The organism is Sphingobacteriales bacterium (genome assembly GCA_016706405.1).
Classification (GTDB): Bacteria; Bacteroidota; Bacteroidia; order Chitinophagales; family UBA2359; genus BJ6.
In genome coordinates this window covers 1,012,344-1,027,701 of sequence record JADJJT010000003.1, presented here as the reverse complement: position 1 = coordinate 1,027,701, position 15,358 = coordinate 1,012,344, and the positions used below count along the sequence as shown (strand labels likewise).

At 38.8% G+C, this 15,358-nt stretch carries 15 protein-coding genes and 2 pseudogenes; 15 read left to right on the top strand and 2 right to left on the bottom strand.

Features of this window, described 5'->3' with window-relative positions:
• The first annotated feature begins 1,334 nt into the window (after nt 1-1,334).
• Nucleotides 1,335-2,117, top strand: a complete 783-nt coding sequence (locus IPI59_16030; GenBank protein MBK7529002.1) for a restriction endonuclease — start codon at nt 1,335-1,337, stop codon at nt 2,115-2,117.
• Between the two features lie 12 nt (nt 2,118-2,129).
• Nucleotides 2,130-3,275, top strand: a complete 1,146-nt coding sequence (locus IPI59_16025; protein MBK7529001.1) for a site-specific DNA-methyltransferase — start codon at nt 2,130-2,132, stop codon at nt 3,273-3,275.
• 84 nt (nt 3,276-3,359) lie between these two features.
• On the opposite strand, the pseudogene IPI59_16020 reads toward IPI59_16025, so the two are convergent.
• Nucleotides 3,360-4,951, bottom strand: a pseudogene (locus IPI59_16020) (IS1182 family transposase).
• A 318-nt stretch (nt 4,952-5,269) separates the two neighbouring features.
• On the opposite strand from IPI59_16020, the gene IPI59_16015 reads away from it, so the two are divergent.
• The 7 genes from IPI59_16015 to IPI59_15985 all read left to right on the top strand — a co-directional run bounded on the left by IPI59_16015 (nt 5,270) and on the right by IPI59_15985 (nt 9,708).
• On the top strand, nt 5,270-5,542 hold the full coding sequence (locus IPI59_16015) for a transposase (protein ID MBK7529000.1): 273 nt from the start codon (nt 5,270-5,272) through the stop codon (nt 5,540-5,542).
• Nucleotide 5,543: 1 nt separating this feature from the next.
• Nucleotides 5,544-6,179 (top strand): transposase, encoded by a 636-nt coding sequence (locus tag IPI59_16010; protein MBK7528999.1) that lies wholly within the window; start codon nt 5,544-5,546, stop codon nt 6,177-6,179.
• Nucleotides 6,180-6,184: 5 nt separating this feature from the next.
• Complete coding sequence (locus IPI59_16005) at nt 6,185-6,478, top strand: transposase (protein ID MBK7528998.1); 294 nt, start codon at nt 6,185-6,187, stop codon at nt 6,476-6,478.
• Nucleotides 6,479-6,492: 14 nt separating this feature from the next.
• Nucleotides 6,493-6,777, top strand: coding sequence for a hypothetical protein (locus IPI59_16000; protein ID MBK7528997.1), 285 nt, complete (start codon nt 6,493-6,495; stop codon nt 6,775-6,777).
• A gap of 336 nt (nt 6,778-7,113) precedes the next feature.
• Entirely contained in the window at nt 7,114-7,440 is a 327-nt protein-coding gene (locus IPI59_15995; GenBank protein ID MBK7528996.1) for a helix-turn-helix domain-containing protein, read from the top strand.
• Entirely contained in the window at nt 7,430-8,803 is a 1,374-nt protein-coding gene (locus IPI59_15990; GenBank protein ID MBK7528995.1) for a HEAT repeat domain-containing protein, read from the top strand. Before IPI59_15995 ends, IPI59_15990 begins: the two co-directional genes overlap by 11 nt.
• Complete coding sequence (locus IPI59_15985) at nt 8,800-9,708, top strand: CfrBI family restriction endonuclease (GenBank protein MBK7528994.1); 909 nt, start codon at nt 8,800-8,802, stop codon at nt 9,706-9,708. The genes IPI59_15990 and IPI59_15985 overlap by 4 nt, the downstream gene beginning before the upstream one ends.
• A 291-nt stretch (nt 9,709-9,999) precedes the next feature.
• Here IPI59_15985 and IPI59_15980 read toward each other — a convergent pair.
• A pseudogene (locus tag IPI59_15980) lies at nt 10,000-11,528 on the bottom strand (IS1182 family transposase).
• A 318-nt stretch (nt 11,529-11,846) separates the two neighbouring features.
• Here IPI59_15980 and IPI59_15975 point away from each other — a divergent pair.
• From IPI59_15975 to IPI59_15950, 6 genes are all read left to right on the top strand, one after another.
• Nucleotides 11,847-12,089, top strand: a complete 243-nt coding sequence (locus tag IPI59_15975) for a transposase (GenBank protein ID MBK7528993.1) — start codon at nt 11,847-11,849, stop codon at nt 12,087-12,089.
• A 7-nt stretch (nt 12,090-12,096) separates the two neighbouring features.
• Nucleotides 12,097-12,321 (top strand): hypothetical protein, encoded by a 225-nt coding sequence (locus IPI59_15970; GenBank protein ID MBK7528992.1) that lies wholly within the window; start codon nt 12,097-12,099, stop codon nt 12,319-12,321.
• Nucleotides 12,322-12,560: 239 nt separating this feature from the next.
• The gene (locus IPI59_15965; protein ID MBK7528991.1) at nt 12,561-12,875 is read left to right on the top strand and encodes a hypothetical protein; all 315 of its coding nucleotides are present in this window, start codon (nt 12,561-12,563) and stop codon (nt 12,873-12,875) included.
• 34 nt (nt 12,876-12,909) lie between these two features.
• Nucleotides 12,910-13,131 carry a transposase gene (locus IPI59_15960; protein ID MBK7528990.1) on the top strand — a complete coding sequence of 74 codons (222 nt, stop codon included), beginning with the start codon at nt 12,910-12,912 and terminating at the stop codon, nt 13,129-13,131.
• 226 nt (nt 13,132-13,357) lie between these two features.
• Nucleotides 13,358-13,993 carry a hypothetical protein gene (locus tag IPI59_15955; GenBank protein MBK7528989.1) on the top strand — a complete coding sequence of 212 codons (636 nt, stop codon included), beginning with the start codon at nt 13,358-13,360 and terminating at the stop codon, nt 13,991-13,993.
• Between the two features lie 80 nt (nt 13,994-14,073).
• The gene (locus IPI59_15950) at nt 14,074-15,282 is read left to right on the top strand and encodes a hypothetical protein (GenBank protein ID MBK7528988.1); all 1,209 of its coding nucleotides are present in this window, start codon (nt 14,074-14,076) and stop codon (nt 15,280-15,282) included.
• Nucleotides 15,283-15,358 lie beyond the last annotated feature (76 nt).

Sequence of the window (15,358 nt, the reverse complement as noted above, 5' to 3'; positions counted from 1 at the left end):
CCCCACTTCGCCAAGCCCCAAACCGTTATATAAAATTATCAGAAAAATTTATAGGAAAACACGGTGAAAATTTGCAATTTTGTAGGTCGCTTGAAAACTTAGTAGTTTTCCGGAACTATTAACTCGGCCAGCACGGTTAGTCGTTTGCCGACTGTTGTGCTAAAGTATCTGGAAAGTATAAACTTGCAGGCAGATAAAATAACATTTATATAACAATGGCTTTACGATTAGGCGGGCGGAAGTGTTATTTCAAGGGAAGAATTTTCTAATAAAACTTAAAAAATGTATTGTAAATTTGTCCTTCGTAGGCCGCCCAACGCAAAGCCTTTTCCGTTATATAAAATTATCAGAAAAATTTATAGGAAAACACAGTGAAACTTTGCAACTTTGTAGGTCGCTTGAAAACTTAGTAGTTTTCCGGAACTATTAACTCGGCCAGCACGGTTAGTCGTTTGCCGACTGTTGTGCTAAAGTATCTGGAAAGTATAAACTTGCAGGCAGATAAAATAACATTTATATAACAATGGCTTTACGATTAGGCGGGCGGAAGTGTTATTTCAAGGGAAGAATTTTCTAATAAAACTTAAAAATGTATTGTAAATTTGTCCTTCGTAGGCCGCCCAACGCAAAGCCTTTTCCGTTATATAAAATTATCAGAAAAAATTTATAGGAAAACACGGTGAAAATTTGCAATTTTGTAGGTCGCTTGAAAACTTAGTAGTTTTCCCGGAACTATTAACTCGGCCAGCACGGTTAGTCGTTTGCCGACTGTTGTGCTAAAGTATCTGGAAAGTATAAACTTGCAGGCAGATAAAATAACATTTATATAACAATGGCTTTACGATTAGGCGGGCGGAAGTGTTATTTCAAGGGAAGAATTTTCTAATAAAACTTAAAAATGTATTGTAAATTTGTCCTTCGTAGGCCGCCCAACGCAAAGCCTTTTCCGTTATATAAAATTATCAGAAAAATTTATAGGAAAACACGGTGAAAATTTGCAATTTTGTAGGTCGCTTGAAAACTTAGTAGTTTTCGGAACTATTAACTCGGCCAGCACGGTTAGTCGTTTGCCGACTGTTGTGCTAAAGTATCTGGAAAGTATAAACTTGCAGGCAGATAAAATAACATTTATATAACAATGGCTTTACGATTAGGCGGGCGGAAGTGTTATTTCAAGGGAAGAATTTTCTAATAAAACTTAAAAATGTATTGTAAATTTGTCCTTCGTAGGCCGCCCAACGCAAAGCCTTTTCCGTTGTGTGCTATGCTAAACCAACCGCACAAATCTCAACCGAAAACAGAAATCGTAATTTATTTTTTGTAAATTTGACCCTATGAATTATTGGACAGAATTAAGCATAGAATACGCAAGTCAGAAATCATATTTGGACGATTTATTCCAAGTATATCCGACTATACCCGAAGGAATTAGAGAAATAAACCAAGTTCGTTGGACAAATATTGAAAAAGCATTTGACGATAAAAATAATGATACTCTTATTAGAGAACTTTTAAAACTCGACCTTTTCCCTATCAAAGACAGCTATATTGCCTACCTCAAACGTGACGGAAGTGCCATAGACCGAAATCCTAAAACGATAAATAGAATTTGTGGACGACTTTATGAAATGGGTTTGGACAAAATTTTTGAACGTTGTAGTGAACCAAAAGAAACAAACCGACAAATCGGACCTCTATTCAGACGTTGGCTCAATTCAAAAGCATTAGGAATTGAACCTGTTTCTTACGAAGAATTTACATCAAATAACAACGATGCAATTTTGAACGGAAGCGATGCTCAACTGATGAAGTTTGCAAACGAATTTCTAAAATACGAACATCCAAAAGGTTTAGACTTTGTTGGAAGATTTAACGGAAAACTCGTTATTGGCGAAGCCAAATTTTTGACAGATTTTGGCGGGCATCAAAATGCACAATTTAACGATGCAATCAGCACTGTAATGTCAGCAGAAATAAATGCCGTGAAAATTGCAATCCTTGACGGAGTTCTGTACATCAAAGGGAACAACAAAATGTACAAAGACATCACGGGAAAATACAAAGACTTGAATATTATGAGCAGTTTGGTATTGCGTGAATTTCTTTATCAACTTTAAAACTCTGAAATTATGCAATTGAATTACCCTAATAAAAAAACTGAACAGCAAATTTTTGATAGCATTCCAGACATAACTTTGGAACAAATCAATAATTCTGACAGTCCTAATTTACTCATTCAAGCCAATAATTTAGTTGCACTAAAACAACTCATAACACAACACAATTTAGCAGGTAAAATTGATTTAATATATATTGACCCACCGTTTGCAACCAATAACACTTTTACCATTACAGACGGAAGAGCAAGCACCATCAGTAATTCTAAAAATGGAAATATTGCATATTCGGACACTTTGAAAGGTTTTGACTTTATCGAATTTATTCGTGAGCGTTTGGTTTTACTTAAAATGTTACTTTCCGACAACGGTTCGATTTATTTACACATTGATTACAAAATCGGGCATTATGTGAAAATTGTAATGGACGAAATTTTTGGAATTGAGAATTTTAGAAACGACATTACAAGAGTAAAATGCAATCCGAAAAATTTTGCACGAAAAGGTTATGGTAACATCAAAGACTTGATTTTATTCTATTCCAAATCCGACAATTTAATTTGGAACGAACCCAAAATGCCTTACACCGAAGAAGATAAAATCAAACTTTTTCCAAAAACAGAAAAAGACGGAAGAAGATATACAACTATTCCACTTCACGCACCAGGCGAAACACAAAACGGAAAAACTTCGCAAGCATTTAAAGGAATTTTACCACCCAAAGGCAGACATTGGAGAAGTGAAGTTTCAATTTTAGAACAATGGGACAATGATGGTTTAATTGAGTGGAGCAACAACGGAAATCCAAGAAAAAAAATCTATTTTGACGAGCAAGAAGGTAAACGTATGCAAGATATTTGGGAATTTAAAGACCCTCAATATCCTGTTTATCCAACCGAAAAAAACTCTGATTTATTGGATATTATCGTTACGACTTCTTCAAATGAAAACAGCATTATTTTAGACTGTTTTGCAGGTTCGGGAACAACCTTAAAATCTGCACAAACCAACGGCAGACAATGGATAGGAATTGACCAATCAGACGAAGCAATCAAAGCAATTATAAATAAACTTGACGGAGTAGAACAAGATTTATTTATCGAAAAATCAGACTATAAACACTTGACCGAAAACCAGCACAGCACACAACAAGGGTAACCGTTGCACAACCCTCCCTTTACAAAGCGGGTTTTTGGGCTAAAATGCCCGCCGTAGCTACATTTGCCGCGTTTTAGGCAAGTCTTAATTTCGGGACAGATAAATGGAAGTTCCTTTTTTTGAATGCCTTAAAATGAACCTAATTAAGCCCAATAAAGTGAATTTTGAAGAAACCAATACCTGCTGCCCAATTTGGCAGGTACTGGGCATTTGAGCGTACATTTTGGGCATTTTCCGGATAAATTTTAACAGTTTCTTCAAATTATAGCTCAAAGCCGCCATTAAAACGTGTTTATTGGCTTGGGCTATTCCTCGTGCATTCACTCGTTTCATGTTGTGATGATTGATAAGCGTTCCCAGCACCGCTCAACGGTTGAGCTTCAGCGTTTGGTTAAAAATCGGGTGTAGTTTTTGTCTTTGTTGAGTTTGCGGTGCATCTTGTCGTACAGGGGTTTGTGAATGCTGTCGTCTAATTTTTTGAATTTGCTTACCGCACCGCAACACAAGGCTCTGAGGGGGCATTTGCCACAATCGCTTTCGCTGCTGCGATAAACGATTTTGGTGTAGCCTTTGCTGTCGGTTTTTGTGCCTTTGAAGGTCAAAATAGCCTTGTTGCCGCCCTTTTTTACACATCGGTAGCGGTTGAGTTTTTTGTTGAAAACAAAGCCCTCGCGTTGGGGTTTGTACTGCCCAAAATTTGGAATGTATGCGTTGATATGATGCGCCTCGCAATACTGCAAACTCTCGCCACTGCTGTAACCCGCATCGGCCAAAACCTCTTCCATTTCCAAGCCGTTTTCTTTGAAATTTGCGATGGTTTGGTTCATGATTTCGCCAAAAATGGCACTGTCTTTGCTGCCCGATGTGCTGGCGCAAGCTCCCGTTATGACATGGTGCGCATCGTCAACGGCCAACTGCCCCGAATAGTTTAGCTGGCGGGCTTTTCCGGGCTTTTACGCTTATTTTAGCATCCGATCGGTAGGCGAATAATGCGTGTGATTGCTTAAAAATTTAGGCCGAATTTCATGGCCATCTTCATCTAAACGTCCGGGATTTATTGTTGCCGGCGGGCATATCTTTGTAGGCCTCTTCTTTCCATTTGTGGTGCCGCTCTACCAATTTTTGCGCTCGGTAGTTACTTTAAATTCGCTGTTTTCTTCTAATTCCGACACAAAGGCCGAGGCATCTTCTAAAACCTCTTTTTCGACCAAACTATCCATGCTGGCATTGGCTTTGATGAAGGCGCTATCGACCGCCTGGCGTTTGCCGCGCACCATTCCGGATTTTACGCAAAGCGACAGAATTTTTCTGAATAAACCCAAAAATACTTCCTCGCCAAACAGTTGCCGTGTGCGGCTAATGGTCGAGTGCCAAGGCAGCGATTCGTTGAGGTCGTAGCCCAAAAACAGGCGAACATCAAGGCAGTTGTTGCAGTAGGCAAGCAAAGCGCGGTCGCTGTTGATATTGTTGAGGTAGCCCACCAACAAAATTTTGAAAAACACCACCGGGTCTATACTTTGCTGCCCTTCGGAGCCGTAATACTGCTTGGTAGCTGGGTACAGAAAATCGAGATTGAGGTGGTTGTTTATTCGGCGGTAAAAATTATCTTCCGGAACTAATTGGTCTAAACTTAGTTGGTAAAATAGTTGCGGGGTCAGTTGTTTTCGTCCTTGCATAATGCAGGCAAATATACTACAAATTATTGAATTTTCCTATTCTTTTTAAAAATATTTCACCAAATTTTTTTTGTATATTAATTTTTCACTACCTTTGAGTTGTGCAACAGGCACATCGGTTTGGCAAAAGCAGGGCTGATGGAAGTAATTGAACATTTGAATTTCTATCAACATTTGTGCTTAACTTCGGCTGACGGTTTTTTAAAGCCCTGCCTTCGCCAAGCCGTAAACCGTCAGACTGTCTAAAAACCTTCAAATAATTTTATTTTTTCTTTCAAATAATTGGGTAATATTTAATTTATTTCGTAATTTAGTGGCATGGAATATATTAAAGGAATACCAAGAGAACAAGCCGTTTTATTTACCGATTGCTTAGACAATATTATCGCTTCGGACAATGAAGTTCGGTTAATTGATATGTTTGTTGAAAGTATTGAGATGGAAAAATTTGGTTTTGCCAGCAAACTAAATGCTGAAGGTCGGCCAGCATACAACCCGAAAGATTTGCTCAAATTGTTTATTTACGGGTATTTAAACTGCATTCGTTCTTCGAGAGTGTTAGAAAAAGAGTGCAGGCGCAATACCGAGTGATGTGGCTGTTGCAACAATTAGCACCCGACCACAATACCATAGCCAATTTCGGAAAGATAATCAAAAAGCCATCCGGGAAGTATTTCGGCACACCGTGCGCATAGCAAAACAATTTCAATTAATAGGGGGCAAACTCATTGCCGGCGACTCGACCAAACTTCGGGCTCAAAACAGCAAGAAAAACAATTTTAATGAAAAGAAAATAGCACAACATCTTGCCTATATTGACAAAAAGTTAGACGAGTACAACGCCGAACTTGCCGCAGCCGATGAAGATAACAAACAAACTATACAAGCAGAAATTGACAAGCAAACACAACGAAAACAAAACTACCAAGTCCTTCAGCAACAACTTGAGGATACGGGCGAAAAACAAATTTCTACCACCGACCCCGACAGCCGCCAACTCATTACCCGCAACAATATTACCGAAGTAGGGTACAACGTGCAAACCACCGTAGATGATAAACACAAACTCATTATTGATTACAAACTTACCAATACCAACGACAGCAAAGCCATGGGCGAGATGCTGCAAAGCGCGCAAACAATATTGCAAACAACGGGTTTTACCGCCCTTTACGACAAAGGATATCACACCGGAAGTGAAATAAAAACGGCAGTCGAAATGGGGTAGAAATTATGACAGCCATACCCTCAGTTGCCGCTTGCGCACCTAATCCGGATTACAATTTTGACCGCTTTGACTACAACAATCTTACCGATACCTACAACTGTCCGCAGGGAGAAACACTCCGTACAAACGGCAATAACTACCTCAAAACCAAAGAGAACTCGACCTATTATGTTAAACATTATAAAACCACTAAATGTCAGCATTGTCCCGTCAAATTGTTATGCACCAAAAATGCAAAAGGCAGACTCATAGAGCGGAGCGAGTACCAACAATATGTAGATATTAACAAAAAAACATAGAAAAAAATAAAAACTTGTATAAGCTTCGGCAGCAAATAGTAGAACACCCCTACGGCACAATTAAACGGCAATGGGGTTACTCCTACATCATCACCAAGCGGGGCATTGAGCGCGCCGCCGCCGATGTGGGGCTTATAATGACTGCCTATAATTTGCGCCGATTATTCAATATTTTGCCTCGTGAGCTGTTCAAAACGTGGTTAAAAACCCTGTTTTTTGTTTTTCGTCTTTTTATAGCTCGTTTTAAGGAGATATGCGCCCCTCTCTCCTCAAAATATATTTCATCCAAGATTTATTAACGCAAAAAAACAAGCCCTCAAATCGCCTCTATTTAAAACTTATAATGTAAATTTGCCGAAACTTATGAGTTTTTAGACGGACTGCCGTTAGGTGCAACCCTATTTGACGACAAAGCAACATTCAGACAAACAGTAAAACGACAGACAAAATACCAACGCTTCGCAAAATAAAAAGAGCTGCAACCAACCGCACAAGCCGACACAAATTGCAGCACATTTTATTTTGCCCGACCGCACCCAAGCCCACCCACCACCCTGACAATTTGTGAATAACTATTTTGGACTTTATTTGTCCATTAAGAAATCTCTTTTTACTTTTGGACAAAATTAGACCAAATGGCATCTGTAAAAAAATATACTTCTTTTGGTGAGCATTTAAGGACACTTCGTGAAGAAGCTGGACAGACATTGAAAACAGTGGCTGAACAAATCAGCATTGATATTTCATTGCTTGCAAAAATTGAACGTAACGAACGACACCCAACAAAGCAACTTATTAAGCAGGTGGCAACATTGTTTCAAGTAGATGAGAAAGAATTACAAGATGAATTTCTCAGCGACCAAATTGCTTACAAAATTTTAGACGAAGAAGCAGACCTTAATATTCTAAAGGTTGCAGAAAAGAAAGTTTCATACTTAAAAACAAAAAGAAATGCTGACTAAAGAATACATCAAAGACCTAAAAAGCAACGGAAACGGTGCAATAGGACATCTTGTAAAAGATTATAAAGACAGCGGCTCGTTGACTTTTATACTTGAAAATCTTGGACAACTTCCCAAAGATTTTGACGGTAGTTTTCTACCCGAATTATTAACCCATAAAAATGCTTCTGTTCGACTTTGGACAGTTAAAACCTTTGGTAAACTTGACAAGGAAGAATATCTAGCAACTCTTAAAGAAACTGCATTAAATGATACTGACACAACTGTAAGACGTGAAGCGGTTTCTTCAATAGGCAGAATGAGAAGTAAAAAAGGAAAGAAAATACTTTTTGAAATTCTCAAAGACAAAGACCCAAAAATTGTAAGTCAAGCAATTCGTGGTTTGCTTGTTTTTAAAGGAGAAGAAGAAGTTGACGAGCAATTAAAAGCACTTGTAAATCACGAAAACGAAATGGTGAGAACGGTAATTTACAAAGAGTATTTTACTGAAATCAAAGACAAAAATTCTCAACCACATACAGAGAGTTACGATTATTTGAAAAATGTTGTTGTTAATGCAGACAACATTGAAGCAATGAAATTACTGAAAGATGAAAGCATTCATCTAACTTTTACTTCGCCACCATATTACAACGCAAGAGATTATTCTATTTACCCAAGCTATAAGCATTATCTTGAATTTCTTGCAGATGTTTTTAGAGAAGTCCATCGTATAACAAAAGAAGGTAGATTTTTAATTGTAAATACTTCACCGATTATTATTCCAAGAATTAGTCGTTCACATAGCAGTAAGCGTTATCCAATTCCTTTTGACATACATCCATATTTAATGGAAATGGGTTGGGAATTTATTGATGACATTGTTTGGCTAAAACCTGAAGCAAGTGTAAAAAATCGAATTGGTGGTTTTATGCAACACAGAAAACCATTAGGATACAAACCAAATAGTGTCACTGAATACTTAATGGTTTATCGCAAAAGCACCGAAAAACTTTTGGACTGGAATATTAAACAGTATGACTGGAATACAATTTTAGAAAGCAAAGTTGCAGACGGCTACGAAACAACAAATGTTTGGAAAATTGACCCTTGCTTTGATAAAGTGCATTCTGCGGTTTTTCCTGTTGAGCTTTGCAAAAGAGTTATTCAATACTATTCATACAAAGACGATTTAGTTTTTGACCCATTTGGCGGTAGTGGAACAATGGGGAAAACTGCAAAAAAGTTAGGCCGACATTTTCTTTTGACAGAGAAAGACGAAACATACTTTGAATATATGCAATCAAAAAAATCAAAAGATATGTTCGATAACTTTGAAACTAAATTTTTAACCCTTGATAAATTTAAAGAAACTATAAAATGACATTAACAGAACAAGTAGCAAAGAACATAATCCGCAAACTTTTAAAAGGAGACGATTATAGAATTGAAGTTGTAACTCTTATCAATGCGGAGTTTTTGCAATTTGCAATTGAATTTTTCAAGAAAATTATTGACGCTAAACTGAAAAACGAAAACATATCCATTGATTGGTATAAAAAGGAGTTTTTAAATCCAAATTTGCCAGCTAAGGAAATTACAATCAATTCCGGGTTGAACAAAAAGACCATTCATAATATGTTCAACTCATCCACAAAAGAAATCATCATTGATGCAGCTAATGAACATTATGATGTTTTATATGAAAGCATCAAAGTTTTAGTTGAGACCGAGCACGAATTAGAATTGACTTTGACAATAAAGTTTAAAGGTGTTTCTGTTGACCTGAATGTTAGTGAAAGTTTAATAGTAATAAACACACTTGCAGTTAAACGAGCCGAATTGCGGGGCGGACTTTGGAGCACAGCTGGAAAGAGAGTGGAGAACCCACTAATGAAAACACTCTGCAAACTATATTCAGTAAGTGAAGATAATTATAAAGCAAAATTCGTAAAAGACAACGCAAAAGGATTTGACCGAGAAATTGATTTTTACTTGCTCAAAGATGGCAAAGAATTTTTATGTGAAGTAAAACTAATGGGAAGCGGAAATCCTGAAAGTGCTGATGCAGTAATTGCAAGAGCAACTAATGTTTTTGTTGCAGACAAACTTTCAATTCAAAATAAAAACCAACTTGATCACTTGGGAATTAATTGGGTTGAAATGAGAAGTGAAAATGGTTTTAAGCGGTTTAAACTTGCTTTAGAAAACCTTGGTATTCCTCACAAGGACTTATCTGGCAACTTTGACGAAAAATTAGATACGATTTTTAAAGAAATATTTGCCTAATCAATTGGTGGCACATTTGCTTTTTTTGCAACAACACGTAGCCAAAATAAAAAAAGCAAAAGAGCCACCAAGCCAACGCACAAACACACTGCAAAATGGATGAACAACAACTCGACAGAAAAGAAGGGCAGCACCTAACAAGGGTAACCGTTGCACAACCCTCCCTTTACAAAGCGGGTTTTTGGGCTAAAATGCCCGCCGTAGCTACATTTGCCGCGTTTTAGGCAAGTCTTAATTTCGGGACAAATAAATGGAAGTTCCTTTTTTTTGAATGCCTTAAAATGAACCTAATTAAGCCCAATAAAGTGAATTTTGAAGAAACCAATACCTGCTGCCCAATTTGGCAGGTACTGGGCATTTGAGCGTACATTTTGGGCATTTTCGGATAAATTTTAACAGTTTCTTCAAATTATAGCTCAAAGCCGCCATTAAAACGTGTTTATTGGCTTGGGCTATTCCTCGTGCATTCACTCGTTTCATGTTGTGATGATTGATAAGCGTTCCCAGCACCGGCTCAACGGTTGAGCTTCGGCGTTTGGTTAAAAATCGGGTGTAGTTTTTGTCTTTGTTGAGTTTGCGGTGCATCTTGTCGTACAGGGGTTTGTGAATGCTGTCGTCTAATTTTTGAATTTGCTTACCGCACCGCAACACAAGGCTCTGAGGGGGCATTTGCCACAATCGCTTTCGCTGCTGCGATAAACGTTTTTGGTGTAGCCTTTGCTGTCGGTTTTGTGCCTTTGAAGGTCAAAATAGCCTTGTTGCCGCCCTTTTTACACATCGGTAGCGGTTGAGTTTTTGTTGAAAACAAAGCCCTCGCGTTGGGGTTTGTACTGCCCAAAATTTGGAATGTATGCGTTGATATGATGCGCCTCGCAATACTGCAAACTCTCGCCACTGCTGTAACCCGCATCGGCCAAAACCTCTTCCATTTCCAAGCCGTTTTCTTTGAAATTTGCGATGGTTTGGTTCATGATTTCGCCAAAAATGGCACTGTCTTTGCTGCCCGATGTGCTGGCGCAAGCTCCCGTTATGACATGGTGCGCATCGTCAACGGCCAACTGCCCCGAATAGTTTAGCTGGCGGGCTTTTCCGGGCTTTACGCTTATTTTAGCATCCGGATCGGTAGGCGAATAATGCGTGTGATTGCTTAAAAATTTAGGCCGAATTTCATGGCCATCTTCATCTAAACGTCCAGATTTATTGTTGCCGGCGGGCATATCTTTGTAGGCCTCTTCTTTCCATTTGTGGTGCCGCTCTACCAATTTTTTGCGCTCGGTAGTTACTTTAAATTCGCTGTTTTCTTCTAATTCCGACACAAAGGCCGAGGCATCTTCTAAAACCTCTTTTTCGACCAAACTATCCATGCTGGCATTGGCTTTGATGAAGGCGCTATCGACCGCCTGGCGTTTGCCGCGCACCATTCCGGATTTTACGCAAAGCGACAGAATTTTTCTGAATAAACCCAAAAATACTTCCTCGCCAAACAGTTGCCGTGTGCGGCTAATGGTCGAGTGCCAAGGCAGCGATTCGTTGAGGTCGTAGCCCAAAAACAGGCGAACATCAAGGCAGTTGTTGCAGTAGGCAAGCAAAGCGCGGTCGCTGTTGATATTGTTGAGGTAGCCCACCAACAAAATTTTGAAAAACACCACCTGGGTCTATACTTTGCTGCCCTTCGGAGCCGTAATACTGCTTGGTAGCTGGGTACAGAAAATCGAGATTGAGGTGGTTGTTTATTCGGCGGTAAAATTATCTTCCGGAACTAATTGGTCTAAACTTAGTTGGTAAAATAGTTGCGGGGTCAGTTGTTTTCGTCCTTGCATAATGCAGGCAAATATACTACAAATTATTGAATTTTCCTATTCTTTTTAAAAATATTTCACCAAATTTTTTTTGTATATTAATTTTTCACTACCTTTGAGTTGTGCAACAGGCACAAGGTATTGCCAAAAGTGGGGCTGAAGTGCTTCTATGAATCATTTGTACAGAGTTCAACATTTGTTCTTCGATTGAACTTTAGTGCTAAAAATCCCCGCCTTCGGCAATACCGAAACCGTCAGACTGTCTAAAAACCTTCAAATAATTTTATTTTTTCTTTCAAATAATTGGGTAATATTTAATTTATTTCGTAATTTAGTGGCATGGAATATATTAAAGGAATACCAAGAGAACAAGCCGTTTTATTTACCGATTGCTTAGACAATATTATCGCTTCGGACAATGAAGTTCGGTTAATTGATATGTTTGTTGAAAGTATTGAGATGGAAAAATTTGGTTTTGCCAGCAAACTAAATGCTGAAGGTCGGCCAGCATACAACCCGAAAGATTTGCTCAAATTGTTTATTTACGGGTATTTAAACTGCATTCGTTCTTCGAGGTGTTAGAAAAAGAGTGCAGGCGCAATACCGAGGTGATGTGCTGTTGCAACAATTAGCACCCGACCACAATACCATAGCCAATTTCGGAAAGATAATCAAAAAGCCATCCGGAAGTATTTCGGCACACCGTGCGCATAGCAAAACAATTTCAATTAATAGGGGGCAAACTCATTGCGGCGACTCGACCAAACTTCGGGCTCAAAACAGCAAGAAAAACAATTTTAATGAAAGAAAATAGCACAACATCTTGCCTATATTGACAAAAAGTTAGACGAGTACAACGCCGAACTTGCCGCAGCCGATGAAGATAACAAACAAACTATACAAGCAGAAATTGACAAGCAAACACAACGAAAACAAAACTACCAAGTCCTTCAGCAACAACTTGAGGATACGGGCGAAAAACAAATTTCTACCACCGACCCCGACAGCCGCCAACTCATTACCCGCAACAATATTACCGAAGTAGGGTACAACGTGCAAACCACCGTAGATGATAAACACAAACTCATTATTGATTACAAACTTACCAATACCAACGACAGCAAAGCCATGGGCGAGATGCTGCAAAGCGCGCAAACAATATTGCAAACAACGGGTTTTACCGCCCTTTACGACAAAGGATATCACATCCGTACAAACGGCAATAACTACCTCAAAACCAAAGAGAACTCGACCTATTATGTTAAACATTATAAAACCACTAAATGTCAGCATTGTCCCGTCAAATTGTTATGCACCAAAAATGCAAAAGGCAGACTCATAGAGCGGGCGAGTACCAACAATATGTAGATATTAACAAAAAAACATAGAAAAAAATAAAAACTTGTATAAGCTTCGGCAGCAAATAGTAGAACACCCCTACGGCACAATTAAACGGCAATGGGGTTACTCCTACATCATCACCAAGCGGGGCATTGAGCGCGCCGCCGCCGATGTGGGGCTTATAATGACTGCCTATAATTTGCGCCGATTATTCAATATTTTGCCTCGTGAGCTGTTCAAAACGTGGTTAAAAACCCTGTTTTTGTTTTTCGTCTTTTTATAGCTCGTTTTAAGGAGATATGCGCCCTCTCTCTCCTCAAAATATATTTCATCCAAGATTTATTAACGCAAAAAAACAAGCCCTCAAATCGCCTCTATTTAAAACTTATAATGTAAATTTGCCGAAACTTATGAGTTTTTAGACGGACTGCCGTTGGGCGAAATTAATAATAGCCCGATATAACCGGTTAAACGTTTTTTCTTTATTCACATCAAACCAATTTACACCTATGCAAAATTTATTTTTTAACCTTGTGGTTTTAACCTTAATTATTAGCCACTACCCCCTACAGGCACAAACTAATAACCCCAAACCCGCGCCCGATATTGTTTATTGCACCCCCCGACCTTTTAACGGCGTTGACCCACTAACCCTTATACCCCAATGGACAACCCAAGCCACCACCATTGTTGAGGGGCGGGTAATTAATAGCAAACCCTTTAGAATGGAAACAGATAATAGGGGTGGTATTTTAAGGTATGACCTCGTTTCTATTGAAGTTTATAAAATATTTAAGGGACAAGCCCGCGACACTATTGAGTTTATGGCTCGAAGAGGTTGGGTTTGGGACGAAGAAGATGGTAGTAAGTTGCTAGATTTTGATTGGAATTATGGTTATGGCACCAACATGTTTGCCATATTCTTTTTTGTACCCGAAACCCAGCCGCACGCTATTGCCAACTCCGCAAAAGTGTTAAAATTAACAGAGGTGCTTTCGTACAGAAACTCTTTTATAGAATGGGAGAATAGTCTAAAATCTTTCCAAGAGATGTATTACAACAAATTTTATCCACCTATACTAAATACCACTCAACAACCTTTTATAGAACGCAAGGAGGTAAAATTTAAAAAAAAAGCACAGTAAATAACAAGAAGCAAGGGCTGCCAACAATAACAAGTATTACCCCCGAGACAGTTCCAGCGGGGTTATTAAACAAACACTCGTTGGTTAAAATAAAGGGAGAATTTGGAGAAACTATTGGGCGAGTTTACTTTAGAACGGGAGATGACGGTGGCGCGGACTCTGTAAAAATTTCACCTAATTTAATAACTTGGTCAGATACATTAATTACTGTTAATGTGCCATCAGAAACCCTTAATGCCGATAGTATTTATGTGCTTATTGGTAGCGGTTATATTTCAATTTTTGACGGGTTAAATCAATATGCGAAATCGCCCAAACGTTTAGTCATTCCCTACTCTTTGTCTAATACCGCTATTAGCGGCACAACCAAACACATTCATTTAGCGGGGTTAATAGACGGGGGCTATAGAATAGTGTACGATACCAGTTTTTACAACAACAGCAAAGCACTAACAGCATTTAGGCGGGCTGTTGAAAAATGGCGTTGCGCTACGGGGGTTAAAATTGAAGAATGTTGCACGCCCAAATCACTATGTATAAAAGCGGGAAAAGATATAGAAAAGGGGGGTTTGTATGTGTCGTTTTCCGATACAGTTTGCAATAAACTAAAAAATAATGCTACGCTGGCGCAAACTCAAGGAGCAACACAACAAAATCGTATTGGCACAGTAGGGAGTGATTCTGTTATTTATGTGTTTAACGCCACGATGCGGTTTCGCAAGCAACCTCTTGGCGGCAAGTCGTGGTATTATGGCTCGCCCGATACCTTAAAACTTAACCAGTTTAATTTCGAGAGCGTAGCCTTGCACGAATTGGGGCATTTTTTTCGATTAAAACATGTAAACGAACCCACCCTTATGTACTATGGTAGTGCTGCCGATACTGCTGCAAAGTATAATATTGTAGATATTACCAACGACCCAGCCAATACCGGAGTTGATACCGTAGTGGCGTTTTCTAAAAAACCAATTCCATTATGCGCCTACAAACCCTTGGTACCTGTAAGTTTTGTTAATTGCCCCTTAGTGCCGTGTAGCGTGGCTACTTGTTATAACCCAACCCCAATAGGCGACATAGATGTAAACATTACCTGCAACTTAGATAGCGGCACCATTGCTGAAGATGATTTTGGCGTACTATTGATGGTACCAGTTATTGTTTCTATTGAAGATACCACAGACCAACCCAATTTTAACTATTTATGGAACTTCGATGGCGGCATTATAACATCCGAACCAATACTACGCAATTTGGCCCTCACGAAGTTCATTGGGAAACTGCGGGGTTAAAAACAATTACCTTAACCATTAATGACGGTACTAACTGTTATGAACTTAGTCGTACCTTGTTTGTGAACGCCTAAGC

Bases quoted from the DNA above. Each gene is read 5' to 3' on its own strand.
- IPI59_15990 (MBK7528995.1), top strand. From the start codon at position 7,430: ATGCTGACTAAAGAATACATCAAAGACCTAAAAAGCAACGGAAACGGT.
- IPI59_16025 (MBK7529001.1), top strand. From the start codon at position 2,130: ATGCAATTGAATTACCCTAATAAAAAAACTGAACAGCAAATTTTTGAT.
- IPI59_16030 (MBK7529002.1), top strand. From the start codon at position 1,335: ATGAATTATTGGACAGAATTAAGCATAGAATACGCAAGTCAGAAATCA.
- IPI59_15985 (MBK7528994.1), top strand. From the start codon at position 8,800: ATGACATTAACAGAACAAGTAGCAAAGAACATAATCCGCAAACTTTTA.
- IPI59_15955 (MBK7528989.1), top strand. From the start codon at position 13,358: ATGCAAAATTTATTTTTTAACCTTGTGGTTTTAACCTTAATTATTAGC.
- IPI59_15995 (MBK7528996.1), top strand. From the start codon at position 7,114: ATGGCATCTGTAAAAAAATATACTTCTTTTGGTGAGCATTTAAGGACA.
- IPI59_15975 (MBK7528993.1), top strand. From the start codon at position 11,847: ATGGAATATATTAAAGGAATACCAAGAGAACAAGCCGTTTTATTTACC.
- IPI59_16005 (MBK7528998.1), top strand. From the start codon at position 6,185: ATGACAGCCATACCCTCAGTTGCCGCTTGCGCACCTAATCCGGATTAC.
- IPI59_16015 (MBK7529000.1), top strand. From the start codon at position 5,270: ATGGAATATATTAAAGGAATACCAAGAGAACAAGCCGTTTTATTTACC.